Origin of the sequence: Aeromicrobium sp. A1-2 (genome assembly GCF_003443875.1) — a bacterium.
Taxonomy (GTDB): domain Bacteria; phylum Actinomycetota; class Actinomycetes; order Propionibacteriales; family Nocardioidaceae; genus Aeromicrobium.
The window spans coordinates 3,333,959-3,359,271 of sequence record NZ_CP027482.1 but is presented as its reverse complement, the minus strand read 5'-3'; the positions used below and the strand labels follow the sequence as shown (position 1 = coordinate 3,359,271).

Here is a 25,313-nt window from a genome sequence, read left to right as displayed (position 1 = left end):
TTTCTCGTACCCGGCCCGACCGCAGCACTCGATAGGCTCGGGACCGTGACGATCACCGGATTCGACCTCGACATGACGCTGATTGACTCCCGCCCCGGGATCCAGGCCGTCTACCAACAGCTCGTCCTGGAGAGCGGTGCGCAGATCGACACCGATCTCGTCGTCTCCCGCCTGGGGCCGCCGGTCGAGTGGGAGCTCGAACACTGGCTGCCCGCCACCGAGATCCCTCGCTGGGCCGACCGCTATCGCGAGATCTATCCCGACATCGCCCTCCCGCTGGTCTCGGTGCTGCCCGGCGCGCACGAGGCCCTCGCGGCAGCCGGCCGCATCGGCCGGACGATTCTCATCACCGCCAAGAACGGTCCGAGCGCCCAGCTGCACGTCGACCACCTGGGCCTGGCGATTGACGAGGTGTTCGGTCGCGCCTGGCGAGAGGGCAAGGCCGCGGTCCTGCGCGAGCAGGGCGCTACGACGTACGTCGGCGATCACGTGCACGACATGGAGGCGGCCCGGACCTCAGGGGCGACCGGCGTCGCGGTGTCGACCGGACCATGCTCGGACGGCGAGTTGCGGGAGGCGGGCGCTGCAGCGGTGCTGCCGTCGTTGGAGGCCTTTCCGGCCTGGCTCGACCAGCGCTGACCACCAGAAGGTGTGACGTCCCCGACAGCGTCACTTGCGGTCCCGGACTTGTGCAGATCCCCCTCGCAGGCGGATACTTAAGTTACTAACCAGTAGCAAGCCGCCCTCCGCGGCGCACACCCCTCAAAGGAATGCTGGCATGAGCCACTACAAGAGCAACCTCCGTGACGTCGAGTTCAACCTGTTCGAGCTCTTCAACCGTCAGGACATTCTCGGCACCGCGCCCTTCGAAGAAGTCGACACCGACACCGCGAAGAGCATCCTGACCGAGATCGACCGCCTCGCCCGTGAGGATCTGGCCGAGTCCTTCGAGGACGCCGACCGCAACCCACCGGTCTACGACCCCGCCGCGAAGACCGTGACGATGAACCCGACGTTCGCGAAGTCCTACAAGACCTGGATGGACGCCGAGTGGTGGCGCCTGCAGATCCCCGAGGAGCTCGGCGGCCAGGTTGCCCCCGCCTCCCTGATCTGGAGCAGCGCGGAGTTCGTGCTCGGCGCCAACCCGCCGCTGTGGATGTACGCCTGCGGACCCGCCTTCGCACGCATCGTGTTCGAGAACGGCATCGAGCGGGACAAGAAGATCGCCCAGTTCATGGTCGACCGCGCCTGGGGCGCGACGATGGTGCTGACCGAGCCCGACGCGGGCTCCGACGTCGGCGCAGGTCGCACCAAGGCGTTCCCCAACGAGGACGGCTCGTGGAACATCGAGGGCGTCAAGCGCTTCATCACCTCAGCCGAGCACGACCTGTCCGAGAACATCATGCACCTGGTTCTGGCCCGCCCAGTAGGCGTCGAGGGTGTCGGCGGACCCGGCACCAAGGGACTCAGCCTTTTCCTCGTGCCCAAGCAGCACTTCGACCACGAGACCGGCGAGCTGACCGGCGAGCGCAACGGCGCGTATGTGACGAACGTCGAGAAGAAGATGGGCATCAAGGTCTCCACGACCTGCGAGGTCACCTTCGGCGACGGCGCCCCGGCCCGGGGCTGGCTGCTCGGCGAGGTGCACGACGGCATCAACCAGATGTTCCGCGTCATCGAGAACGCCCGCATGTTCGTGGGCCTCAAGGCTGCCGCGACGCTGTCGACCGGCTACCTCAACGCGCTCGACTACGCCAAGGAGCGCGTGCAAGGGGCCGATCTGACCCAGGCCTCGGACAAGACCGCGCCCCGCGTCACGATCACCCACCACCCCGACGTCCGTCGGTCGCTGCTGACGCAGAAGGCCTACGCCGAGGGCCTGCGCTCGCTGGCGATCTACACCACGACGTGGCAGGACGACATCATGATCAAGGAGGCTGCTGGCGAGGATGCCTCGCTCTCCGAGGCGATCAACGACCTGCTGCTGCCACTCGTCAAGGGCTACGGCTCGGAGCGCTCGTGGGTCGTGCTCGGCACCGAGTCGCTGCAGACCTTCGGCGGATCGGGCTTCCTGCAGGACTACCCGATCGAGCAGTACGTCCGCGACGCCAAGATCGACACCCTCTACGAGGGCACCACCGCGATCCAGGGTCAGGACCTGTTCTTCCGCAAGATCGTGAAGAACAAGGGTGCTGCGCTGGGCTTCGTGGCTGGCGAGGTGCAGGCATTCGCTGAGGGCGACGCAGGCAACGGCCGGCTCAAGGTCGAGCGTGACCTGCTCGGCAAGGGCCTCGAGGACGCGCAGGCGATCCTCGGCGCCACGTTCCAGGACCTGATGTCCTCGAACCCCGCCGACGAGAAGGGCGACCTCAAGAACCTCTACAAGGTCGGCCTCAACACGACCCGCTTGGTCTACGTGCTGGGCGACCTGGTCGTGGCGTGGCTGTTGCTGCGGGGCGCCGAGGTCGCGCTGGAGAAGCTCGGTGGCGAGGTCTCGGCCGCCGACAAGAGCTTCTACGAGGGCAAGGTCGCAGCGGCGCAGTTCTTCGCCCGCAACGTGCTGCCGATGCTCGCTGGCGAGCGCGCGATCGCCGAGAACATCGACGACTCGATCATGGAGCTCGACGAGTCGGCATTCTGAACCGTTCCGACGACGACGGCCCTCATCCTGCCCGGGATGGGGGCCGTCGCGGCTCCCCGGCCCCGGATTCGGTTCGTGCACAGATGATTCGTACACTGAGGACATGACCGACGTCGATCCCCTGGCCCTCGAGGAGCAGGTGTGCTTCGCGCTCGCCGTCGCCTCGCGCAGCGTCATCGCGAGCTATCGCTCCGTGCTCGAGCCGCTCGGGCTGACCCATCCGCAGTACCTCACGATGCTCGCACTGTGGGAGCACGGGTCGCTCGGCGTCAAGGCCCTCGGCGAGCTGCTGCATCTCGAGCCCGCAACGGTCTCGCCACTGGTCAAACGGCTCGAGCAGGCCGGTCTGGTGACGCGCGCCCGCTCGACCATCGACGAGCGCGTGCTCGAGGTCGCCCTGACGCCCGCCGGTCGCGCCCTGCGCGCCCGGGCACTCGACGTTCCGCCCGCGATGCTGGAACGGTTCGGCATGAGCACCGAGGATCTGCACGTCACGAATGCGAGCCTTCACCGCATCATCGACGCAGCCCAGGAGTTGCAGGCATGACCGCCGACGGGATGACGAAGGACGCCTCGCTCGACCGCGTGCGCCGCCGGGTCACCGCGATCGGTTTCTTCGCCGTCGCGATTCACGGCGTCCTCGGGCTGATCGGCGTCTCCTACGTCCTGATCGACCAGGGCCGCCACGGCGATGCGATCCTGCTGCTGATCATGTCCGCCGTCATCGCCCTGATCGTGTGCGCCGCGACGCGGGCGATCCTGGGCGTACGGCCCTTCTCGGCCCTGTGGTCGGGGGTCTCGCTCCTGCCGACCGTCGGCGCGTTGATCTGGTTGGCCTGACCCGTCACCGGACACGCAAAGGCCCGGCTCCCCGTAGGGCGCCGGGCCAGCCCTGCGGCTGATGCGTGATCAGCGCAGGACTGCGTGGTCCTTGACCACGGGGAGCTTGTCCCACATTGCGCCGAGGCCCAGCATGCGGCCAGCGCCGGTCAGCGCCAGGATCGCGAGGATCAGGGCGTAGATCAGGTGGTCGTCCAGGAAGATGTTGTTCTCCGGCGGCAGGACCGCGGTCCACATCAGGACCAGTAGGAGCGCACCTGCGGCGGCGGCGGCGCGGGTCGCGACTCCGAGGATCAGCGCGACGCCAATGCCGAGCAGGCCGACCATGAAGAGCCAGTCGGCCCAGGCCTGACCTGCGAAGCCCTGGTACATGCCTGAGAACGGGCCCTTGGTGGCGTGACCGAGGAAACCTGCGGTCGGGCTGCCACCGTTGACCCACGCATCGGCCGATGCCGTCTCGTGGCCGAGTCCGAAGGTCTTGTCGAGGAAGGGCCAGAGGAACGTCCAGCCCATCGCGAGTCGGGTCACGCCGAGCACGAGCGACAGGGAGGTCGCCGGCTCCGACGGGACGGATGTGGGGTGGGTTTCGCTGGCTGCCAAGGTGGCGCTCATGGTGACTCCTCGTGATGTGGTCGGTGTCCCGAGCATGGCCGCAATCGTGACAGGCATTCAGGGCCCACCGACCACGATGTGAGGGCCCTAGGTCCCTGCGGTCACCAGCATGGCGAACTTTGGGACTTTGGTCCCACTGGCTGGTGCTGAACGGCCGTGGGCCGGCCTGTCAATGCCCGCGAGGCTGGGACCAGCAGCTCGTCGGGCGGCGTGCTATCCCCTCGCACACGCTCCCCAGATCCTTCCGTCCGGCGAGTCCGCCCCGGCATCGGCCGCGGCGGTCACTCGATCGGTAGGCCGGAGAACACATGGAAGCGCTCGACATCGCACGGTGGCAGTTCGGCATCGTCACGGTTTACCACTTCTTCTTCGTCCCGGTCACGATCGGACTCTCGTTCCTCGTCGCCGGCCTGCAGACCGCGTGGTGGCGCACCGGCAACGAGAAGTACCTCCGGCTCACCAAGTTCTTCGGGAAGCTTTTCCTGATCAACTTCGCGATGGGCGTCGCGACCGGCATCGTCCAGGAGTTCCAGTTCGGGATGAACTGGAGTGACTACTCCCGTTTCGTCGGCGACATCTTCGGCGCACCCCTGGCGATCGAGGGTCTCCTGGCGTTCTTCCTGGAGTCGACCTTCCTCGGGCTGTGGATCTTCGGCTGGGATCGGCTCAAGCCCGGCCTGCACCTCGCCACGATCTGGATCGCCGCGATCGGCACGATCCTGTCGGCGTACTTCATCCTTGCGGCCAACTCGTTCATGCAGAACCCGGTCGGCTACACCTTCAACGCCGCCAAGGGGCGCGCCGAGCTGACCGACTTCGGCGCGGTGCTGACCAACAAGGTCCTGCTGTCCACGTTCCCCCACCAGATCTTCGCGTGCTTCATGGTCGGCGGCGCCTTCATGGCCGGCATCGCGATGTGGCACATCATCCGCAACCCCGACCGCGACGTCGACGCCTTCCGTACGGCGTTCCGGCTCGGTGCCGTGACGCTGCTGGTCGCCGGGATAGGAACCACCATCTCGGGCGACTTCCAGGGCAAGGTCATGACCGAGGTCCAGCCCATGAAGATGGCCGCGGCCGAGGGGCTCTACACGACCTCCCAGCCCGCGCCGTTCTCGCTGCTGACCCTCGGCACCCTGGACGGGTCCAAAGAGGTCTACAAGCTCGAGGTCCCTCGGCTCCTGTCCTTCCTCGGCACGGGAACGTTCGACGGCGAGGTCAAGGGCATCGACTCCCTCCAGGCCGAGTACGAGCAGACCTACGGTCCCGGTGACTACTCGCCCAACATCCCGGTGGCCTACTGGACGTTCCGGCTCATGATGACGGTCGGCGGGATCGCCGCGGCGGCTGCCCTCTGGATGCTGTGGGCGACCCGCCGGGACCGGCTCCCGAAGGGGAAGTGGATGCTCCGCACCGCGATCGTGCTGCCTCTGCTGCCTCTGGTCGGCAACTCGTTCGGCTGGATCTTCACCGAGATGGCCCGCCAGCCGTGGGCGGTCTTCGGCCTGATGCCCACCGCGGCAGGAGTCTCGCCCGGCACGACAACTGCCGAGGTGCTGACCTCCCTGATCGGCTTCACCCTGCTCTACGGCGTGCTCGCGGTCATCGAGGTCAAGCTGCTCCTGACGTACATCCGCGCCGGACTGCCGTCCATCGCCCCGGCCCCCGACCCCGACGACGCTGACGCACCTCTCGCGTTCGCCTACTGAAACGGATCTGCTCATGGAGCTCACCACCTTCTGGTTCATCCTCATCTCGATCCTGTGGATCGGCTATCTCGTCCTCGAGGGATTCGACTTCGGCGTCGGGATGCTGGTCGGCCTGCTCGCCCGCAACGACAAGGAACGACGGGTCCTGATCAACACGATCGGGCCGCTCTGGGACGGCAACGAGGTCTGGCTCCTCGTCGCCGGCGGCGCCACGTTCGCTGCGTTCCCCGAGTGGTACGCAACACTGTTCAGCGGCTTCTACCTCCCGCTGTTCCTGATCCTCATGGCCCTCATCGTGCGCGCCGTGGCCTTCGAGTTCCGCGGCAAGCGCACCGGCACGCAGTGGCGGCGACGCTGGGACATCGCGATCATCGTCAGCTCGACCGTCCCGGCCCTCCTGTGGGGTGTCGCGCTGGCCAACATCGTGCGCGGTGTCCCGATCGACGCGGACAAGGAGTTCGTCGGTTCGTTCTTCGACCTGCTCAACCCCTACGCCCTGCTCGGTGGTCTGGTCACCCTGACGGTCTTCCTGGTCCACGGCTGCCTGTTCGTCGCCCTCAAGACCGAGGGTGAGATCCGTCTCCGGGCGACAGCCCTCGGACTGCGGGTCGGCGCCGTGGCCGCGGTGCTCGCGGTCTCGTTCATCGTCTGGACCGGCATCGACCAGGGCGAAGCACTCGTCTGGCTGTTCGGCGGACTGACCGCAGCGGCCTTCGTCGCCGCGCTCCTGATCGCGACGACCGGCCGCGAGGGCTACGCGTTCGCGGCCACAGCCACCACGATCGGCCTCCTGACCATCATGCTGTTCGTGGGCCTGTTCCCCGATGTCATGCCGTCCTCGATCGACAGCGCCTTCAACCTGACGACGACCAATGCCGCGTCGACGCACTACACACTCGTCATCATGTCGTGGGTCGCCGTGGTGTTCACCCCGATCGTGCTGATGTACCAGTCGTGGTCGTACTGGGTGTTCCGCAAGCGCATCGGCGTCCAGCACATCCCGACTGAGGTCCTCGCGTCGTGAAGCCCCCCGACCCGCGGCTGGTGCGCCGATCGCGCAGCGTGCGCCGCTACCTGGTGCTGGGTGTCGCGATCGGGCTGGCCACCGCGCTGGTCATCATCGCGCAGGCCCTGGCGATCGCCCACGCCGTGGCCCAGCTGTTCGTCGCCGCGCCTGCCGCCAGCTCGGCCGCCGCCGTCGCAGTCTGTCTCGGGCTGCGAGCCGGGCTCCAGTGGTGGCACTCGGTCGTGGCCGCGCGCGCCGCGGCGACGGTCAAGGCCGAGCTGCGGCACGAGATCATCGACGACCTGTTGGACCCGCGCCGGCTCGGTCCCCCGCCGCGCAGCTCACGGGTCGTGAACCTCCTGGGCCCCGGACTCGATGCCTTCGACGGCTACGTTGGCCGGTTCCTGCCCCAGACGATCCTCGCCTCGATCGTGCCGGCCCTCGTGATCATCGCGGTCCTGGTGGTCGACCCCCTGTCGGCACTCATCATCGGCCTCAGTCTGCCGCTCAGCATCGTCTTCATGATCCTGGTCGGGCTGCTCACCCGAGACCTGCTGGACCGACGCTGGTCGGCCCTCCAGCGCCTGGGGCAGCACTTCGCCAACGTCCTCGACGGGCTCGTGATGCTCAAGATTTTCGGCCGCTCGCAGGTTGAGGGCCTGCACCTCGTCGGCGAACGCCACCGACGGGCCACGCTCCGGTCGCTGCGGGTCGCCTTCCTGTCGTCGCTGGTCCTCGAGCTCGTCGGCACCCTGTCGGTGGCCCTGGTCGCGGTGAGTGTCGGCCTGCGGGTCGTCGATGACCGGATGTCGCTGGAGCGCGCGCTCATCGTGCTGCTCCTGGCTCCCGAGGCCTACCTCCCGATCCGACGTCTCGGCGCGATGTTCCACGACAGCGCCGAGGGCGCTGATGCCGTTCGCGAGGCACTCGACCTGCTCGATCACGACCGCCACACCGGCGCGCTGGACTCTCCCCCGCTGGGGCCCACCGGGCTGCGGTTCGACCAGGTCGTCTGCTCGTACCCCGGGCGCACGACACCCGCGCTGACGATCGACGACGAGTCGATCCTCCCCGGCGAGTTCGTGGCCATCACGGGCGCGTCCGGCGCCGGCAAGTCGACCCTGCTGGACCTGCTGATGGGTTTCGTCGTGCCGACCTCCGGCCGGGTCCTGCTGGGCGAGATCGAGCTGACCGATGTCGATCCCGAACGATGGAGGAGCACGATCGCCTGGGTTCCTCAGCTCCCGAGCCTGATCGAAGGGACCGTCACCGACAACGTCCGCATGGGGTGCGCCGCGGCGACCGCGAAGGATGTCGCGGATGCGCTCCGCGACGCCGGCGCGACCGACCTCGTGCCGGCCAGATGGCTCAGCGAGTCCGCCACTGACGTCTCGGCCGGAGAGCGCCGTCGCATCGCGATCGCGCGCGCCCTGCTCCGGGTACGCCGCGGCACCGCCACGCTGATGCTCCTCGACGAGCCCACAGCCGGACTGGACCACGACCGGGAGGCGCTGGTCCTGGACACCCTGCGTGCGCTGGACGTCACCGTCGTGGTGGTCGCCCATCGGGCCGAGACCATCATGGCCGCCGATCGGCAGATCATGCTGACCGCCAGGACGATCGTGCCGGCATGAGGCGCCGGCTCGTCGCCGGCGCGACCCTGGGCGTCGCCGCCCAGCTGTCCTCGATCGGGCTGCTGCTGACCTCGGCGTGGCTCATCGTCCGCGCGGCCCAGCACCCTCCCGTGCTCTACCTGATGGTCGCGATCGTCTCGGTCCGGTTCTTCGGCGTCGGCCGGGCGGTCTTTCACTACGGAGAGCGTCTCCTGACGCACGACGTGGCGCTCGCCGCTACGACGGACCAGCGAGTCCGCACCTACCGCGATCTGGACCGGGTCGCACCCTTCGGCCTGGATCGGCAGCGTCGCGGCGACCTCATCAGCCGTATCGTCGGCGATGTCGAGTCCGGCCAGGACAGGCTCCTGCGCCTCCGCCTGCCGTGGACGTACGCCTTCGTGTCGACCGCGGCGGTCGTGCTGTTGGCGACGCTCGTCCGGCCCGCCGCCGGTCTGATCGTCGCGCTCCACGTGCTCGCCTGCTTCGCGTTCCTGCGTCTCGGCGCGGGTCGCGGTCGCGTTGACGCGAGTGCCGGTCTTCGCGGCACGATGTCGGCCGATGCCTCGGCCTTCGTCATGGCATCCCGCGATCTTGTCGCATACGGCATCACACCTGACACCTGCCCGGAGCAGCACCGCACGATCGACGCGCTGGCTCAGACCCAGCGCGCGGCCGCGTGGGTCAGCGGGCTCGGAACGGCGTTCGTGCTGGCATCCACGGGTGTGTCACTCCTGGCCCTCGGCCTGGTCGCGACCGGCGCCCCCTCGGTCATGGTCGGGGTCCTCCTGCTGGCTCCGGTCGCGCTGATCGAGCCGTTGGAGTCACTCGCGGAGGCAGAGCGGCTGCGCCCGGACGTCGAGGCCGCGGAGCGCAGGCTCCACGAGCTCAGCACCGTGCCGACCCCGGTCGACGAGCCCACGGGTCCGCATCCGCTGCCGGAGTCGAGCGTGCTGTCGGTCAACGACCTCGTGGTCGGGTGGGACCGGTCGATCACCGCTCCGATCTCATTCGAGCTGCGTCGCGGTGACCTGCTCGGCATCACCGGCTCCAGCGGAGCCGGCAAGAGCACGCTGGCCATGACCCTGCTGAAGCTGGTCGAAAGTCGAGGCGGTTCGATCCGCCTCGGCGGCACCGACCTCGCCGACCTGTCCGGATCATCGGTGCGCACACGCATCGGAATGTCCGGCCAGGACGACACCGTCTTCGACACCACGATCCGCGAGAACCTCCGTATCGCGGATCCTGCCGCCGATGAGACGGCCCTGCTCGCGGCGCTGGACCGCGCCGGTCTGGCGGCCTTCGTCCGCGGACTGCCCGAAGGCCTGGACACACCCGTCGGTGAGCACGGCGGCGAGCTGAGCGGCGGCGAACGGCAACGACTCTCGATCGCCAGGCTCCTGCTTGCCCGCCGGGATGTCATCATCCTGGACGAGCCCACTGAGCATCTCGACCCGTCAACGGCTGCGGCTCTGCTTGACGACATCGTCGGGCTGGCCCGCGACCACGCGGTGCTGGTCATCTCGCACTCCGGGCTGGCGCTCGATCGGTGTGACCGGGTGATCAACCTCGCTGGAGCCTCGCCGGACCCGCATCCCGTGACCCGTGAACGGGTCGTGGCGCACGCTTAGGACATGACGGTCCACACCGGCCGCCGCAAGACACCATGAGAGGGACCCAACATGACCACCTCAGACGACCAACCGCGCGCGACCCTCGTCCCGATCGACGAGGAGCAGTGCCGACAGCTCCTGACGACGACGACCGTGGGACGAGTCGCCTTCGTGAACGACGAGGGGCAGCAGCTCATCCCGGTCAACTTCGCCTATCTGGACGGTGCCGTGTACTTCCGTACCGAGCCCGGTCGGGTGCTGTCCGCCCTGGCCCGCGGGCACGACGACGTCGCGTTCGGGGTGGATCATCACGATGTCTTCCGGCAGGGGTGGAACGTCACCGTGCGGGGCCCCGCCGCCGAGGTCGAGGACCGCGCGACGATCAACAAGGTGCTCGGTCACTCCCGGCTCCGACCCTGGGCCGGCGGGGTACGTCCCCTGGTCATCCGGATCACGGCCGACTCGATCGCCGGGCGACGCGTGTCGGGAAACACGGCGTGACCGTCCCCGGTCGACCCGGCAGACGGGAGGGCCGGGTCACACACCCCGTCGTTGCGGCGTATCGGGAAGTCCGTGCCCAGCAGGTCCAGCTCCGGGTGGCCGATGCCATCACGACGTTCGCCGGCTCGATGGTGTTCGTCTACATCCATGCTGCGGTCTTCGCGGCGTGGATGCTGTTCGTCGAGACGTCGCCGTGGCCGAGCCTGACGCTGGTCGTGTCGCTCGAGGCGATCTTCCTGTCGACGTTCGTCCTGATCGGGCAGAACCGGCAGTCGTCATTCCAGCTCGCCAAGGCCGATCACGACTTCGTCACGCAGGAGCTCGAGCTCGAGACCAACACCGATCTCACCCGCGCGATCCACGCCATGACGACCGAGCTGCACCGGCGAGCTCTCGCCTCCGAGGGGTGACTACTCGCCGCTTGCGCCTCGGTGGCCCGAGCCGCGGGGAGCGTTCTGGCGCTCTGGAACCGCCGCGAGCTGCCCGGCGATGCGCCGGGCCCAGTCGTCGACCTGGTCCCAGTCGCGATGATCGCCGGGCAGGGCGTGCACGGCCCTGACCGCCGCCCGCTCTGCCCAGCCGAGCAGCGAGGTGTCGAGCCGGCCGCCGAAGACCTGGTGGTCCACGGCCAGCCCGTCCGCCACCATCGCGTCGGCCGATGGCACCTGGGCGGCCTTGCTGTCAGCCTCGGAGATCGGACCGGTGCTGAACAACCACAGGTCCAGCAGAGGCGCATCCTTGACATAGTGCAGGGCCCGCCCGGCCGCATGCATCCAGTGGCTGTAGTAGACCGCGCTGCCGAGGACAACGGCGTCGGCGGCGTCGAAAGCCCGGAGGTCCCGCAGGTCCGTGCGGACGACGCTCCAACTCTCCGGGAGCTCCGCGGCGAGCGTCACGCTGATTCGATCGGCGATCTCGCACGTGCCCCCATGTCGGCTCGCGGCAGCGACGGCCACCGTGCGGCACGCTGCTGGGGAGCCCATTTCAGGCCCCGGCGTAGTCAGCCGGCACGATCGCGACGGGGCAGTGCGCCCGTCCGACCACCTTGGTCGCCAGCGGACGGGACAGGGCGTACGCGACGGTCCTGCTGTGTGGACGACCGACGACCACGAGCTCGGCGTGCTGGCTCGCCTCGACGATCGCGTCGTCGGTGTCGTCGAAGACGAATGCCGGCATGACCCGCACGTCGGGATAGGTCTCCGCCCACCCCGCGAGAACCTCGGCGATGTTGACGCGGATGGCCTGGACATCGGCGGTCAGGGTGGCCGGCGGTGCCGCGTGCAGCACGTGGAGTGTGTGGCCAGCCGCGTCGGCCTGCTCGAACGCGAACCGCAGCGGCCCGGCGGCAGAGGTGTCGCCGTCGAGGGTCACCACGACTCCTCCGACCGGCTGCTTCGGATAGGCGTGCTCGGGGACGACGACCACGACGCAGTCCGCATGCCGGGTGATGTGCCCCGCCACCGCGGCACCGAGTGCGCGTTCGTACCACGGAAGGTCGTCCGACCCGATGACGAGGAGACGGGCGCCAGCCGAGACACGCACGAGCGTGTCGAATGCCGAGCCGGTCGACAACTCATAACTCACTGGCGGAGGGGCGACCTCCTGCTCGACGAAGTGCCTGGCCTCGTCAAGGATCTGCTGCCCGGCCATGCGCACACCGTCCTCGGCGTCGTACCCGGTGTAGAACTCAGCCGCCTGGACCGGCAGGGCTGCCGAGTGCACGACCCGTACCGGGACGCCGGCGCGTCGGGCCTCGCGAAGGCCGAATCGCAGCGCGGCCGGTTGCTTGTCCTTGATGCCGACGACGACGGGCTTCGTGGTGGTCATGATTCCTCCTGCGTGGTTGGTAGACCCCACGATCCGGGTCCGGAGCCCCGAGCGACATGGCATGTCGCCCCGGTTGTCGGGGACCTAGGTCCCATCGATGGCGGGCTGAGACTCCACCCGCGTAATGTCGGGCACGTGACCACTCAAGCGGGCCCACGATGACCAAGCAGCGCCCATCGATGACCGGCCCGAAGCTGGAGTTCGAGGCTGTGCTCGCGCAGCTCGTGGAGCGCGGCGAGCAGATGATGACGTCGCAGTCACGGATGCGCGACCTGATCCGGGTCAACAACGACCTGACGAGCGATCTCGACCTGCCCAGCGTGCTACGCCGCATCGTCGAGATCGGCATGGAGCTGATCCAGGCCCGCTACTGCGCGATGGGCGTGATCGGCGACGAACGTCGGCTCGAGCAGTTCATCCACCGCGGCATGGAGCCCGCGGTCGTCCAGCAGATCGGCCACCTGCCCGAGGGGAAGGGACTGCTCGGCGCGCTGATTGACGACCCCCAGCCCGTGCGCCTGAAGCGCATCAAGTCGGACGCACGGTCCAGCGGCTTCCCCGCCCACCACCCGCCGATGGAGAACTTCCTCGGCGTGCCGATCCGCGTGCGCGACGAGGTCTACGGCAACCTCTACCTGACCGACAGCATCAACGGCGCCTTCTCGGCCGACGACGAGGAGCTCGCGCAGGCCCTCGCCGCCACCGCCGGCATCGCGATCGAGAACGCCCGGCTGTTCGATGACTCCGCCTACCGCGAACGGTGGTCGACCGCCCTCGCGGACACCGCCCGCCGGCTCATGCGGGACGACGAGGAGGAGGAACACCTCGGAGTCATCGTCGAGCAGGTCCTCGAGCTGGCCGGTGCCGACCTGGTCAGCATCGGCCGAGTCTCCGGCTCGGAGATCCTCCTCGACCGGGCAGCCGGTATTGGCGCTGCCGAGCTCACGACGATGTCGTTCGCCCTGGAGAACACGATCGCCGCGGAGGCGATCCAGACTGGCGAGCCGATCCTGGTCGGCGAGTTCAGCGCGGACCGGAAGCACGACTTCTGTCGCCACGCGATGCTCGGCAACTCGGTCATCATCCCGTTCTCGCAAGGCGAGCGCACGACCGGGCTGCTGACCCTGTCGCGCGCCGTCGGACGGCCGCCGTTCAGCGCGCGGGACCTCGACATGGGCATGTCGTTCGCCAGCCACGTCAGCGTCGCGATCGACCGATCCGAGTCCCGCCGGAGCCGGCGGCGCGTGGCCCTCCTGGAGGACCGCAGCCGGATCGCGCGAGACCTGCACGACCACGTCATCCAACGACTGTTCGGCACGGGGCTGAGCCTGCAGGCCGCCGCCGCCGGCGCCGACCCCGACACCGCGGCGCGGATCACCGCTCAGATCGTGGAGATCGACGGCGCGATCGCGCAGATTCGGCAGAGCATCTTCGCGATGCAGCGCGATCCGGAGTCCACGACCGTCAGTGTCCGGGCCCGGATCCTCGAGATCGTCGACCGGGTGGCCGATCAGCTGGCTCACCGACCGCGGGTGGTTTTCCTCGGTCCCGTCGACCTGATGGTCTCGGGCGACCTGACCGACGACATCTCCGCCGTCGTCACCGAGGGCCTGGCGAACGCGGTCCGCCATGCCGGGCCGGCAGCCGTCGAGGTCACCGTCTCGGCCGTCTCGGGACACGTCTCGATCGAGATCACCGACGATGGCGTCGGACCTGGCGAGTCGCCGCGGCTCAGTGGCCTCGCCAACCTGCGTCGGCGCGCCGAGGAGCGTGGCGGCGAGTTCGGGATCCACACGGCAGCGAGCGGTGGCACCCGGCTCGCCTGGACCGTGCCGACCTGAGTCAGCGGTCGTCGAGGAGCCGGCTGGCGAACACCGCGGCCTGGGTCCGGCGTTCCAGACCGAGCTTGGACAGCACGTTGGACATGTAGTTCTTGACGGTCTTCTCGGCGAGAAACAGCCGCTCGCCGATCTGCCGGTTGGTCAGTCCCTCGGCCACGAGCTCGAGGATCCGTCGCTCCTGCGCGGTCAGGTCCTTGAGCTCGTCCGGCTCACCGGGGGCACCATCGCGCAACCGCTCCATGACCTTGGCCGTGACGCTGGGGTCGAGCAGCGAGCCACCCGCGGCGACGTGACGTACCGCGGCGATCAGGTCCTGACCCGTGACCTGCTTGAGGACGTAGCCGGCCGCGCCGGCCATGATCGCGGCGAACAGGGCCTCGTCGTCGTCGTAGGACGTCAGGATGATGGCCTTGGTCTGGGGGTGCGACGAACGCACCTGCCGACACACCTCGATGCCGCTGCCGTCAGGGAGTCGAGCGTCGAGCACCGCGACATCGGGCTTGAGCGCCGGGATCCGCGCGAGCGCGGCCGCGGCGGTGCCGGCCTCACCGACGACCTCGATGTCGCCGCCGCTCTCCAGCAGCTGACGGAGTCCGGTGCGCACGACCTCGTGGTCATCCAGCAGGAAGACACGGATCGTCATCTACAGCTCCTCGTCGTGGGCATCGGTTCAGTATCAAGCCGCAGCTCAGGCGTGTCGAGGGTCGAAGGTCCCGGGAAATATGGACCGCGCCCCGGCGGCGATCTGCACGTCCTCACGCGCGGCGACAACCAGCGTACGCACCGTGGCGCCGGTGGCGGTGACCTCGCCGTCCGGCACGGCCCCGGAGTTGAGCCTCGGATCAACGCCGACGCCCAGGTGCGCCAGGCCGTCTGTCGTCCGCTGCCGCACGAGCGCGGAGTTCTCGCCGACACCTCCCGTGAACACCAGGACATCGACACCGCCGGCCGAAGCGGTCATCGAGGCAATCCCGCCGACCAGGCTGTGGACGTAGACGTCGAGGGCGAGGATCGCCCGGTCGTCGCCGCGCGCGGCCCTTTGCTCGACCTCCTGCAGGTCGGACGTGCCGGCCAGCGCGGCCAGGCCCGACCGCTGCTCCAGCGCCTCGGTGACCTGGTGAGGGGACAGGCCCTCGTGCTCCTCGAGCCACAGGACCAGGCCCGGGTCGATGCTGCCGGAGCGGGTCGCCATCACGACCCCCTCAAGCGGCGTGAACCCCATCGTCGTGTCGACGCTGCGACCAGCCCTGACCGCACAGATGGAGGCGCCCGCGCCGATGTGACACGTGACGATCCCCAGGTCGGCCGAGGGCCGGCCGGTCATCTCGCCGGCCCGCCGCGCGGCGTACGAGTGCGAGAGGCCGTGAAAGCCGTACCGGCGGATCGCATACTGCTCGCGCCACTCCAGCGGGACGGCGTAGGTCGCTGCGGCCTCGGGGATCGTGGTGTGGAACGCGGTGTCGAAGCAGGCCACCGCGGGCGTGTCGGGCAGGACCGCGGTGACCGCGTCGAGGGCCGCGAGCGACTTGGGCTGGTGCAGCGGCGCCAGCGCCGTGAGCTCCTCCAGCTCGCGGCGCACTCCCGCATCGATCCGGACGGGGGCATCGAAACGGGTGCCGCCGTGCACGACCCGATGGCCCACGACGTCGGGCATCTCCCAGCCCTGAAGCGCGGCGGCAAGATCCACCGGGTCGATGCCGCCAGGGCCCGCGGTCAGGTCGGCCGATCGTTCGACCACGTCGCCGACCCCGAGCAGCCGGAGCTTGAGGCTCGACGACCCGGCATTGACGACCAGGACCCTGGCCGTCATGCCCGCTCGGGCCAGGTCCAGCCCGCGATCACGGGATCGTCCTCGCCGTGCTCACGGGTGTAGGCGCGAGCCGCGAGCCGCGCATCGGACATCTCCTGACGGAGCACCGCAGACCTCGAGCCGAGCGCCGGCACGCGGTCGATGACGTCCATCACGAGGTGGAAGCGATCAAGATCGTTTAGCATGACCATGTCGAAGGGGGTCGTGGTGGTCCCCTCCTCCTTGTAGCCGCGCACGTGGATGTTGTCGTGGTTGGTGCGCCGGTAGGTCAGGCGGTGGATCAACGACGGATAGCCGTGGAAGGCGAACAGGACCGGCTTGTCGGTCGTGAACAGGGCGTCGAAGTCCCGGTCCGACAGGCCGTGCGGGTGCTCGCTCTCCGGCTCGAGGCGCATCAGGTCCACGACGTTGATGACCCGCACCTTCAGGTCTGGCAGGTGTTTGCGCAGCAGGTCGACCGCTGCGATGGTCTCGAGCGTCGGGATGTCCCCGCAGCAGGCCATCACGACGTCCGGATCACCGTCATCGCTGCTGGCCCACGGCCAGATGCCGAGTCCACGGGTGCAGTGGGCGACTGCCTCGTCGATCGTCAGGTAGGTCAGTGCGGGCTGCTTGCCCGCGACGATGACATTGACGTAGTCGTGGCTGCGAAGGCAGTGGTCGGCCACCGACAACAGGGTGTTGGTGTCCGGCGGGAGGTAGACCCGCACGATCTCGGACTTCTTGTTGATGACGTGGTCCAGGAATCCCGGGTCCTGGTGCGAGAAGCCATTGTTGTCCTGGCGCCACACGTGCGAGGTCAACAGGTAGTTGAGCGATGCGATCGGGGCGCGCCAAGGGATCCGCCGCGTCGACTTGAGCCACTTGGCGTGCTGGTTGAACATCGAGTCGACGATGTGGATGAACGCCTCGTAGCAGTTGAACAACCCGTGGCGACCGGTCAGGAGGTAGCCCTCGAGCCAGCCCTGGCACAGGTGCTCGGACAGGACCTCCATGACCCTGCCGTCCACCGCCAGATCCGTGTCACCGGGCACCGTGATGGCGTTCCACGCACGGCCGGTCTGCTCGAACACCCCACCGAGCCGGTTCGAGGCGGTCTCGTCCGGACCCATGAGTCGAAACCTGTCCGGATTGGCCTCGATGACACCGGCCAGCATCGTGCCCAGGACGCGCGTCGCCTCACTGAGGTGGGCCGCGGGCCGGTCCACCTCGACGGCGAAGTCGCGGAAGTCCGGCATGACCAGGTCACGCAGCAGCAATCCGCCGTTGGCGTGGGGGGTGGCGCTCATCCGCCGCGCCCCCGCGGGCGTCAGCGCCTGCAGCTCGGGGATGAGTCGGCCGTCCTCGTCGAACAGCTCCTCGGGCCGATAGCTCCGCATCCACAACTCGAGCTGCGCCCGGTGCTCGGCGATGGGGCGGGTCTGCGCCAACGGAACCTGGTGGGCCCGCCAGGTTCCCTCGACCGGCAGTCCGTCCACGATCGCCGGACCGGTCCAGCCCTTGGGGGTCCGCAATACGATCATTGGCCACCGGGGCCGTTCCGTCTGGCGGCCGCTCCGGGCGGACTGCTGGATCAGAGCGATCCGATCCATGGCCCGGTCCATCGCATCAGCCATCTGTCGGTGGACGTCAGCAGGGTCGTCGCCGACCACGAACAGCGGCTCGTGGCCGTATCCGCGCATGAGCTCGACCAGCTCGTCCTCCGGGATGCGGGCGAGCACCGTGGGGTTCGCGATCTTGTAGCCGTTCAGGTGCAGCACGGGAAGCACGGCGCCGTCGGTCACGGGGTTGAGGAACTTGTTGGAGTGCCAGCTCGCGGCCAGCGGCCCGGTCTCGGCCTCACCGTCGCCGACGACGCACAGTGCGACCAGGTCGGGATTGTCGAACACTGCGCCATACGCGTGGACCAAGGCGTAGCCGAGCTCGCCGCCCTCGTGGATCGAGCCCGGCGTCTCCGGCGCGACATGGCTCGGGATCCCGCCCGGGAAGGAGAATTGGCGGAACAGCTCGCGCATGCCGGGTACGTCCCGGCCGACCGAGGGGTAGACCTCGGAGTAGGTGCCGTCCAGATAGGCGTTGGCGACCAGGCCCGGTCCACCGTGGCCCGGCCCGGTCACGTAGAGGACGTTGAGGTCGCGGTCGCGGATGACCCGGTTCATGTGCGCGTACAGGAGGTTGAGACCCGGAGTCGTGCCCCAGTGCCCCAGCAGGCGGGGCTTGACGTGCTCCGGCCGCAGCGGCTCCCGCAGCAGCGGGTTGTCCATCAGGTAGATCTGCCCGACGGACAGATAGTTGGCTGCGCGCCAGTAGGCGTCAATCAGCTCAAGCTCGTCGTCGAGGTCTCGCTCGATCAGGCCCATGGTGTCGCTCATCGTGGCTCCCGCGTCTCCCGCCGGCGCCCACCGACGGGCACCCGGCACTGCTGCGAGCCTGTCATCGGGTCCAGGACCCGACAAGGGCCGTTGGTCCCGGGCGCGCGTCTGGCACGGCCCGGCGGAGTCCCATGTGCGAAAGTTGCTTCGTGAGACCGACCAATCCGCTGTGGTACCTCGCGGCCTTCGTCGTCGCGCTGGGCAGCGTCATGATCGGCACAGTCGTCGCAGCGAGCGCGTGGGACCCCGTGCGCGAGGTGACGGTTTCACCCACGACGACCCGGGCGGACGCCGCGGACGGGAGCGTCGCAGTCTTTACCGACATCGTGCAGCCTGACCGCTCGGTCGGCTGCCGGGCCACGACCCCCGGCAAGAAGAAGGTCCCGGTCCCTGACGCCGCCCTCGACATCACGGTCGACAACGACGGCAACCAGTGGCACCTGGTCGGGCTGCTCAGCGACGGCTCGAACGGGTTGAAGATCCAGTGCTCGCCAGAGGATAAGCGCGTCGACAACGCGACCTACGGCTTCGCCGTGGTCTCCGGCTTCCAGTCCCGCGCCAACACCGGCAATGGCATCGGCGTGCTGGGCGTCGCGGTTGGTGCAGTCTTCGCGGGCTACATCTTCTACAGCCGCCGTCAGTCCCGCAAGGAGCGAACCCCATGAATCTGCTCGAGATGTACGTCCGAGGTTGGCGCGAGTCGGTCGAGGCAGTCCTCGCCCTGGCCGCTGAGCTCGACGATGCCGAGTGGGCACTCCCGACCGACTGTCCCGGCTGGACCGTCAAGGACGTCATGGCGCACCTGGCCGATCTCGAGACCGAGCTGACCAAAACCGAGCCCGGCGACTACGAGCCCTCGGGCGCCCACGAGATCGACCCGTTGCACACCGCGGTCGGCGTCGAGGCTCGCGAGACGCACACACCTGCCGAGCTCATCGCCGAGCTGGCCGCCGGGGTCGAGCGCCGCATCGGTCAGCTGACCGATCTTCCCGACGATCCGGCGACACCGGCCCCGGTCACCCCGGGAGGCGTGGCGTGGAGCTGGGACACCCTGCTCCGCAACCGCACGATCGACATGTGGGTGCACGAGCAGGACATCCGCCGGGCAACCGGTCGCCCGGGTGGTCTGGACTCCACCGGAGCGCAAGTCGTCGTGATGGCGTTCTCGTTCGCGATGCCGATGATCCTGGGCAAGCGGGTCAAGCCGCCGGCGGAGTCGACGGTTCGCTGGCAGGTAACTGGCCCGACCCCGCTCGAGCTTGTGGTGCGGATCGGCGAGGACGGACGTGCCGCTCGAGTCGAGCACTTCGACCAGCCGTCGACAACGCTCACGATGTCGACCGAGACCTTCACCGTCCTGGCTGCCGGACGCCGTACGGCGGACCGCGTCGAGGTCGATATCGATGGCGACCAGGACCTCGGCCGCGCGACGCTTGCCGTCATGGCAGTCACGCCCTGAGCGCCGACGCCCTAGGCTGGCGCGCATGACCTGGCGCAAGCATGATGGCGCACCGGCAAGCGAGCCGGACCTGATCGACCCGTCATCACCGGCGTGGGTGCACACCGCGATGCACACCGCGATCGGGCTGGCCCGTCATGGCGCGAGCCTCGTCGTGACGGCCCGTGACGCTGGCCGCGCCCAGAAGGCCGTCGACCGGATCACCGTTGACGCACCCGGGGCCGAGGTCGACGTCGTGTCGCTCGACCTCGCCGACCTGGCCGACGCGAAGCGCGCCGCCAAGGACGTCTCGGCCGCATACGACCGCATCGACATCTTGGTCAACAACGCCGGCATCATGATCCCGCCGAAGCTGACCCTGACGGCGGACGGCTTCGAGCTGCAGATGGGCACCAACCACCTGGGCCACTTCGCCTGGACCGCCGGGCTGTGGCCGCTGCTGGTCGCCAGCAACAGCCGCGTCGTCACGGTCTCCTCGATGGCACACACCTCGGTCGGCAGCATCGACCTGGACGCCCTCACACCGGCCGGCTCGAGCCGGAAGTACCAACGCTGGCAGACGTACGGCGAGTCCAAGCTCGCAAACCTGATGTTCGCCCTTGAGCTCGACCGGCGCGCCAAGGCCGCCGGCCTGGGGGTCGTGAGCGTCCCGGCCCACCCTGGCTACGCCTCAACCAACCTGACCAAGACCGGACCGACCGTCAATGGACTGTCGCTCCCGGGGATCGGGATGCATCAGATCACCAAGATCATCGGGCAGCCGGCGTCGCACGGGGCCTGGCCGCTGCTGATGGCCGCGACCGACCCGACGCTGACCGGCGGCGAGTATGTCGGTCCGGCCGGATTCCGCGGCATGCGTGGCCGACCCAAGCTCGTCGGGATGTCGCGTGTGGCCCGCGACGAGGAGCTCGCCGACCAGCTGTGGGTGGCCTCAGAGTCCGCCGCCGGTGTCGTCTTCGACGTCTGACCAAAAGGTCTGGCAAGCGCCGGATCTCTGCTGCGCGCGCTATTGCCGCAGGTGGCCCAGCGCAGCGCGTGGGAGCAGCGGTGGCGGGCTGGAGCGGTAGGAGTGGCCCGTCGGCGTCGTCCAGATGGTGGCTTTGCCGTCGGATACGACCTTCCAGTCGGGTTGGTGCTTGAGCGTGTGGGACCGCTTGCATAGCCCTTGACCATTGGCAGTAGTGCTGAGGCCACCCAGCGCGTGGTCGACGATGTGGTCTGCGTCGCGGATGCGTCCGTCGCATCCGGGCTGCCGGCACTGCTGGTCACGCGTGCGTATGTAGTGGCGGGTCGGTGAGTCGAAGTGCCTGCGGTGCGGTTCGCGGACTACCAGGGTGCCGTCAACGGGGTCGACCAGCAGCCGCCGGACGGACCGGTTGGGTGCCGCGGCGATAATGTCGTCGGCGACCGACGGGGCGATAGGCCCGTATCCGAGCAGCTCGACGGGTTCACCGTCCTCACCGACCAAGGTCGGTGCGTCCAGCACCAGACCGACCTCCACGTCGATGCCGTCGGCACGGACCAGTCCCGTGACCCGCTCGACCGACGTCTGGCACATGATCTGGCCGATCGTGCGAGTGTCACCGGCGGCACGCAGTCTGTGCGCCTCGGCATCGAGGGTGTTGAAGGCAGCGAGGATCTGCTCGGCCGGACCGCGCATCTGCAGTATCGCGACACCGTCGGTCTCGGGGAACATCGAAACCCGCTGGTCCGCGCGATTGCGCTCGGCCCTGATGCGGGCGGCATCGGCGTCGATCCGGATCACGGCCCTCGCGGCCGCCTGTCGGGCCTGCAGATGCGTGAGCCCGGGAAGGACGGCCGCGATCTCGCCGTCCAGCACCACGAAGTCGTCGGCGTGCAGGGAGCACGACTCGTTGACCACGGCCCGGGCGACCGGCTCGGAGATGCGGCCGTCCCGGAACAGCTCTAGCACCCGCGGCAGCCGGGCCAGACCAAGGGACAGGCCAACCTGGGTCGCAGCCGCGCACGGCCCGATGTTGCGGGCCATCGCGACCTCGCCGATCACCGACAGGGTCGGGTCTCCGCGGCCCAGGGTCATGACCGCTGACCGCTCGGCGTGCAGGGCAGCGATCTGGGTCGCCTGCTCGGCCTGGAGCGCTCGGACGGCACGGTCGATCTCGCGGACTGCGTCGATCCGGTTGCCGCCCGCCTCGTGGATCGGGTCGGACGTGAAGTCGTGCGCACGCACCTCGGTCAGGAGGTCTGCGGTGGCTACGGCTTCGAACATACTTCAACCCTAGACGCGACCACCGACACGAACTTCCTGCCGTTACAGTGGTTATCCATAGCCCTTAGTTGTGCGACTCCAAGAACTCCAGCCGGTTGCCGAACGGGTCCGCCGCGTAGAAACGGTCGTGCCCCGGGAACTCTCCGTCCTCCGTGATCTGGACCCCGGCGGAACGCAAGACGTCCGCCAGGTCGAGCAGGTCCCTTACAAGGATGCCGGGGTGCGCCTTGCGGGCGGCCACGAAGTCCTGCTCCACGCCCAAGTGGACCTCGATGCCCCCACCCCGGAACCAGCACCCGCCACGCGCCGCCAGGACCGGTGGCTTCTCGACCTCGTCCAGCCCCAGGACGCCGCTCCAGAAGGCCCGACACTCATCCTCACCACCCGGCGGGATGGCGAGCTGGACATGGTGAAGCCGTACCAGCGTGAACGTCGTGGTCGTCATGCGTCCGATTGTGCCCCTCCCGCTACGAGTGCGCGCGTCAGCCGAGCTTGTGGGCGCGTCCGTACGCCTCGGGTTCCTCGGCCATGATCTTGGCCCGTGTCCTGACCCGGTAGCGCCAAATCTGGGTCACCCCGAGCGCCCACAGGACGTACTGGAACGACATCGCCCACACGAACGCCGACGGCGAATAGGCCGTCGACGAGCCGGGTGTCCGCCAGTCGAGGATCAGGCCGATCGCGACCACGAGAATCAGGCTCGCGACGAAACCGGCCTGGTTGACGATCGCGGTCGCGCTGCCGAGGCGGTCGGCCGGGTTGGACGTGCGGGCCAGGTCGAAGCCGATCATCGAGGCCGGGCCGCCGATGCCCATGACGATGACCAGCACCACCAGCAGCCACAGCGGTGCCGGCCCCTGCCACACCAGCACGACGGTCCACACCGTCACGATGGCCGAGATGATGGTCAGCACGATCGTCGACCGGTGCCACGGGTGGCGGGTGATCGCCCACCCCAGCACGGGACCGGTCGACATCACCGCGACGACCATCAGCGTCAGCAGGAGCCCGGCGACGTGATCGGACCGGCCCTCGCCGCGCACGAAGAACGGATAGCCCCACAGCAACCCGAACGTCGTGGCACTGAACTGCGTCGAGAAGTGCATCCAGAACCCGAGCCGGGTCCCCGGCTGCGCCCACGACGCACCAAGGCTCCGCCGGATCGTCGTGAGCGACAGCGCCGCGCCACGGACCGACCTGGCCGCCGGCGCGTCCCGCACGAAGATCACCAGCGCGACCGTCAGCACCACGCCGAACGATGCGGCGATCAGGTACGACCTGGTCCAGCCCAGCTCGCGCAGCGCCACCGTCATCGGCACCGCCGCGATGATCGCGCCGAGCTGCCCCGTGACGCCCGTCAGCTGCGTGATCAGGGGGACCCGTCGAGGCGCGAACCAGGTGTTGACGAGTCTCAGGACGCAGATGAACGTCATGGCGTCTCCGACTCCGACGCCGACCCGAGCGACGAGCGCCCAGGCGTATGTCTCAGCGAAGGCAAAGCCGACCTGCGAGAGGGTCAGCGTGATCGCGCCGGTCAGGAGCACCCGGCGCGGGCCGAAGCGGTCGACCAGCAGCCCGACCGGGATCTGCATACCGGCGTAGACCAGGAGCTGCAGCATCGTGAAGGTCGCCAGCTGCGCGGCGGAGATGTCGAACCGCTCGGACGCGGCAAGCCCCGCGACCGCCAGCGAGGACCGGTGGAACACCGCGAGCAGATAGACCAGGAGGGCGACGACCCAGACGGCATACGCGCCGGGATGGCGCGTCTCGGCAGGCTGGGTCACCGACCCAGTTTAGGGTCCCGCGGCGGCGGCGCACGACCGCCCGCCGCCCCGATCAGTAGGTCAGCGCGAGGGCTGGATCGCGGAGGATCGCCGCGACGTCGGCGAGGAACCGCGAGCCCTGCTCACCGTCGACGACGCGGTGGTCGAAGCTCAGTGCGAGGGTCGTGACCCACCGGGCGACGATCTGGTCGTCGTCACCGACCCACGGCCGACGGTTGATGGCCCCGACGGCGAGAATGCCGGCCTCACCCGGGTTGAGGATCGGGGTGCCGGCGTCGATGCCGAACACACCGATGTTGGTGATCGTGAAAGACCCGCCCGTCATCTGTGCGGGCTGCGTCTTGCCCTCCCGCGCCGTGCCGATCAGATCGGCGAAGGCTCCCGCGAGCTCCGGCATCGCCATGCTGTCGGCACCCACGATGTTGGGCACCACCAGTCCGCGTGGCGTTGCGGCCGCGATACCGAGGTTGACCGAGCCCTTCAGCACGATCTCCTGGGCCGTCTCGTCCCACGTCGAGTTGAGCTCTGGGGTGCTGCGCATCGCCAGACACACCGCCCGCGCCACGATCAGCAACGGCGAGACCCGGAGGCCGGAGAAACGCGGATCGACCTTGAGCTGCGCGACCAGATCCATCGTTCTGGTCACGTCGAGGGTGACCCACTCGGTGACGTGCGGGGCGGTGAACGCCGAGGAGACCATCGCCTCGGCCGTCATCTTGCGGACTCCCTTGATCGGCACGCGTACGTCGTCCTGCGACGAGTGACGCGGGGCCGGGGCCGCCGGCTCGACATCTGCTCCGCTTGGCGTCGACCCGTTGGCGGAGCGCTGACCCGCGTACGCCTCGACATCGGCGCGCGTGATGATCTCGCCCGCGGCCGGGACGGAGTCCAGATCGACCCCGAGATCCTTGGCCAGCTTGCGCACGGGCGGCTTGGCGAGCGAGTGGACCGACCGCTGGGCTACCCGCTCGGTGTCGACCGATGCCACGGCACCCTTGCGGGCGCGACGCTTGGTCGAGGTCGTGCGGGGTCCGTAGCCCACGAGCACGGACTGGCGCTCCTCAGGCTTCGCCGAGGTCTCGACCACGACGGGCTCGGGCACCAGGTCGCCGGCTGAGGCGAAGTCGGCCGCCGTCATGGCGCTCGGCATCCGTACGGCCGGCGAGGTGGGCGCGGCCGACGACTCCGCGCCCGACTCCTCGGGCGTCGCGATCCGGATGATCGGGGTCCCCACGTCGACGGTCTCGCCCTCGCCGACCAGCAGTGCCTCGATCGTGCCCTCATACGGGCTCGGGAGCTCCACGATGGACTTCGCGGTCTCGATGTCGACGATGATGTCGTTGACCCTGATGACGTCGCCGACCGCGACCTTCCAGGACACGATCTCGGCCTCGGTCAGGCCTTCGCCGACATCGGGCAGCTTGAACTCACTCATGA

At 68.8% G+C, this 25,313-nt stretch carries 24 protein-coding genes; 14 read left to right on the top strand and 10 right to left on the bottom strand.

All coding sequences use genetic code 11. The features are described from left to right. Positions 1-45 precede the first annotated feature (45 nt). The 4 genes from C6I20_RS16495 (at position 46) to C6I20_RS16480 (ending at position 3,481) form a co-directional block, all read left to right on the top strand. A complete protein-coding gene (locus C6I20_RS16495; RefSeq protein WP_254052176.1) occupies positions 46-639 on the top strand; it encodes an HAD family hydrolase in 594 nt (197 codons plus the stop codon). 139 nt (positions 640-778) lie between these two features. Then, complete coding sequence (locus tag C6I20_RS16490) at positions 779-2,641, top strand: acyl-CoA dehydrogenase (protein ID WP_118398175.1); 1,863 nt, start codon at positions 779-781, stop codon at positions 2,639-2,641. Between the two features lie 103 nt (positions 2,642-2,744). Continuing rightward, positions 2,745-3,188: a MarR family winged helix-turn-helix transcriptional regulator gene (locus C6I20_RS16485; protein ID WP_118398172.1), complete on the top strand. Its 444-nt coding sequence runs from the start codon at positions 2,745-2,747 to the stop codon at positions 3,186-3,188. Beyond that, positions 3,185-3,481, top strand: a complete 297-nt coding sequence (locus tag C6I20_RS16480; protein ID WP_118398169.1) for a hypothetical protein — start codon at positions 3,185-3,187, stop codon at positions 3,479-3,481. Before C6I20_RS16485 ends, C6I20_RS16480 begins: the two co-directional genes overlap by 4 nt. Positions 3,482-3,550: 69 nt before the next feature. On the opposite strand, the gene C6I20_RS16475 is transcribed toward C6I20_RS16480, so the two are convergent. Beyond that, entirely contained in the window at positions 3,551-4,093 is a 543-nt protein-coding gene (locus tag C6I20_RS16475; protein WP_118399063.1) for a DoxX family membrane protein, read from the bottom strand. Between the two features lie 308 nt (positions 4,094-4,401). Between C6I20_RS16475 and C6I20_RS16470 the strand changes: the two genes are divergently transcribed. From C6I20_RS16470 to C6I20_RS17455, 6 genes are read left to right on the top strand one after another with little or no spacing between them, the layout of a single operon-like run. Further along, the gene (locus C6I20_RS16470; protein ID WP_118398166.1) at positions 4,402-5,802 is read left to right on the top strand and encodes a cytochrome ubiquinol oxidase subunit I; all 1,401 of its coding nucleotides are present in this window, start codon (positions 4,402-4,404) and stop codon (positions 5,800-5,802) included. A gap of 13 nt (positions 5,803-5,815) precedes the next feature. Further along, entirely contained in the window at positions 5,816-6,826 is a 1,011-nt protein-coding gene (gene cydB, locus C6I20_RS16465; protein ID WP_118398163.1) for a cytochrome d ubiquinol oxidase subunit II, read from the top strand. After that, on the top strand, positions 6,823-8,442 hold the full coding sequence (gene cydD, locus C6I20_RS16460; protein WP_118398160.1) for a thiol reductant ABC exporter subunit CydD: 1,620 nt from the start codon (positions 6,823-6,825) through the stop codon (positions 8,440-8,442). The genes cydB and cydD overlap by 4 nt, the downstream gene beginning before the upstream one ends. Further along, positions 8,439-10,052: a thiol reductant ABC exporter subunit CydC gene (cydC, locus tag C6I20_RS16455; RefSeq protein WP_118398157.1), complete on the top strand. Its 1,614-nt coding sequence runs from the start codon at positions 8,439-8,441 to the stop codon at positions 10,050-10,052. The genes cydD and cydC overlap by 4 nt, the downstream gene beginning before the upstream one ends. Positions 10,053-10,103: 51 nt before the next feature. Further along, a complete protein-coding gene (locus C6I20_RS17460) occupies positions 10,104-10,535 on the top strand; it encodes a pyridoxamine 5'-phosphate oxidase family protein (RefSeq protein WP_216822927.1) in 432 nt (143 codons plus the stop codon). Then, the gene (locus tag C6I20_RS17455; protein WP_216822926.1) at positions 10,532-10,945 is read left to right on the top strand and encodes a DUF1003 domain-containing protein; all 414 of its coding nucleotides are present in this window, start codon (positions 10,532-10,534) and stop codon (positions 10,943-10,945) included. The genes C6I20_RS17460 and C6I20_RS17455 overlap by 4 nt, the downstream gene beginning before the upstream one ends. Here the strand turns inward: C6I20_RS17455 and C6I20_RS16445 are convergent, their stop codons facing one another. Both C6I20_RS16445 and C6I20_RS16440 read right to left on the bottom strand, forming a co-directional pair. Continuing rightward, on the bottom strand, positions 10,946-11,491 hold the full coding sequence (locus C6I20_RS16445) for a flavodoxin domain-containing protein (protein WP_162891389.1): 546 nt from the start codon (positions 11,489-11,491) through the stop codon (positions 10,946-10,948). A 28-nt stretch (positions 11,492-11,519) separates the two neighbouring features. Further along, the gene (locus tag C6I20_RS16440) at positions 11,520-12,362 is read right to left on the bottom strand and encodes a universal stress protein (RefSeq protein ID WP_162891388.1); all 843 of its coding nucleotides are present in this window, start codon (positions 12,360-12,362) and stop codon (positions 11,520-11,522) included. Between the two features lie 158 nt (positions 12,363-12,520). Between C6I20_RS16440 and C6I20_RS16435 the strand changes: the two genes are divergently transcribed. Next, positions 12,521-14,203: a GAF domain-containing protein gene (locus tag C6I20_RS16435; RefSeq protein ID WP_118398145.1), complete on the top strand. Its 1,683-nt coding sequence runs from the start codon at positions 12,521-12,523 to the stop codon at positions 14,201-14,203. Between the two features lies 1 nt (position 14,204). Here C6I20_RS16435 and C6I20_RS16430 read toward each other — a convergent pair whose 3' ends face one another. The 3 genes from C6I20_RS16430 to C6I20_RS16420 are packed head-to-tail and all read right to left on the bottom strand — an operon-like array spanning position 14,205 to position 18,385. Then, positions 14,205-14,846: a response regulator transcription factor gene (locus tag C6I20_RS16430; protein ID WP_118398142.1), complete on the bottom strand. Its 642-nt coding sequence runs from the start codon at positions 14,844-14,846 to the stop codon at positions 14,205-14,207. Positions 14,847-14,891: 45 nt separating this feature from the next. Further along, positions 14,892-16,013 (bottom strand): acetate/propionate family kinase, encoded by a 1,122-nt coding sequence (locus tag C6I20_RS16425; protein WP_118398139.1) that lies wholly within the window; start codon positions 16,011-16,013, stop codon positions 14,892-14,894. Continuing rightward, complete coding sequence (locus C6I20_RS16420) at positions 16,010-18,385, bottom strand: phosphoketolase (protein ID WP_216822925.1); 2,376 nt, start codon at positions 18,383-18,385, stop codon at positions 16,010-16,012. The genes C6I20_RS16425 and C6I20_RS16420 overlap by 4 nt, the downstream gene beginning before the upstream one ends. A 149-nt stretch (positions 18,386-18,534) precedes the next feature. On the opposite strand from C6I20_RS16420, the gene C6I20_RS16415 reads away from it, so the two are divergent. From C6I20_RS16415 to C6I20_RS16405, 3 genes are read left to right on the top strand one after another with little or no spacing between them, the layout of a single operon-like run. After that, complete coding sequence (locus C6I20_RS16415) at positions 18,535-19,050, top strand: hypothetical protein (RefSeq protein ID WP_118398133.1); 516 nt, start codon at positions 18,535-18,537, stop codon at positions 19,048-19,050. Further along, complete coding sequence (locus C6I20_RS16410) at positions 19,047-19,844, top strand: maleylpyruvate isomerase family mycothiol-dependent enzyme (protein WP_118398130.1); 798 nt, start codon at positions 19,047-19,049, stop codon at positions 19,842-19,844. The genes C6I20_RS16415 and C6I20_RS16410 overlap by 4 nt, the downstream gene beginning before the upstream one ends. A 25-nt stretch (positions 19,845-19,869) precedes the next feature. Further along, positions 19,870-20,811 (top strand): oxidoreductase, encoded by a 942-nt coding sequence (locus C6I20_RS16405; protein WP_162891387.1) that lies wholly within the window; start codon positions 19,870-19,872, stop codon positions 20,809-20,811. 39 nt (positions 20,812-20,850) lie between these two features. On the opposite strand, the gene C6I20_RS16400 is transcribed toward C6I20_RS16405, so the two are convergent. The 4 genes from C6I20_RS16400 to C6I20_RS16385 form a co-directional block, all read right to left on the bottom strand. Continuing rightward, a complete protein-coding gene (locus tag C6I20_RS16400; protein WP_118398124.1) occupies positions 20,851-22,092 on the bottom strand; it encodes an HNH endonuclease in 1,242 nt (413 codons plus the stop codon). Positions 22,093-22,156: 64 nt separating this feature from the next. After that, positions 22,157-22,537, bottom strand: coding sequence for a VOC family protein (locus tag C6I20_RS16395; RefSeq protein WP_118398121.1), 381 nt, complete (start codon positions 22,535-22,537; stop codon positions 22,157-22,159). Between the two features lie 37 nt (positions 22,538-22,574). Then, a complete protein-coding gene (locus C6I20_RS16390) occupies positions 22,575-23,876 on the bottom strand; it encodes a nitrate/nitrite transporter (RefSeq protein WP_118398118.1) in 1,302 nt (433 codons plus the stop codon). Positions 23,877-23,928: 52 nt separating this feature from the next. Then, the gene (locus C6I20_RS16385; protein WP_118398115.1) at positions 23,929-25,311 is read right to left on the bottom strand and encodes a dihydrolipoamide acetyltransferase family protein; all 1,383 of its coding nucleotides are present in this window, start codon (positions 25,309-25,311) and stop codon (positions 23,929-23,931) included. Positions 25,312-25,313: the final 2 nt, after the last annotated feature.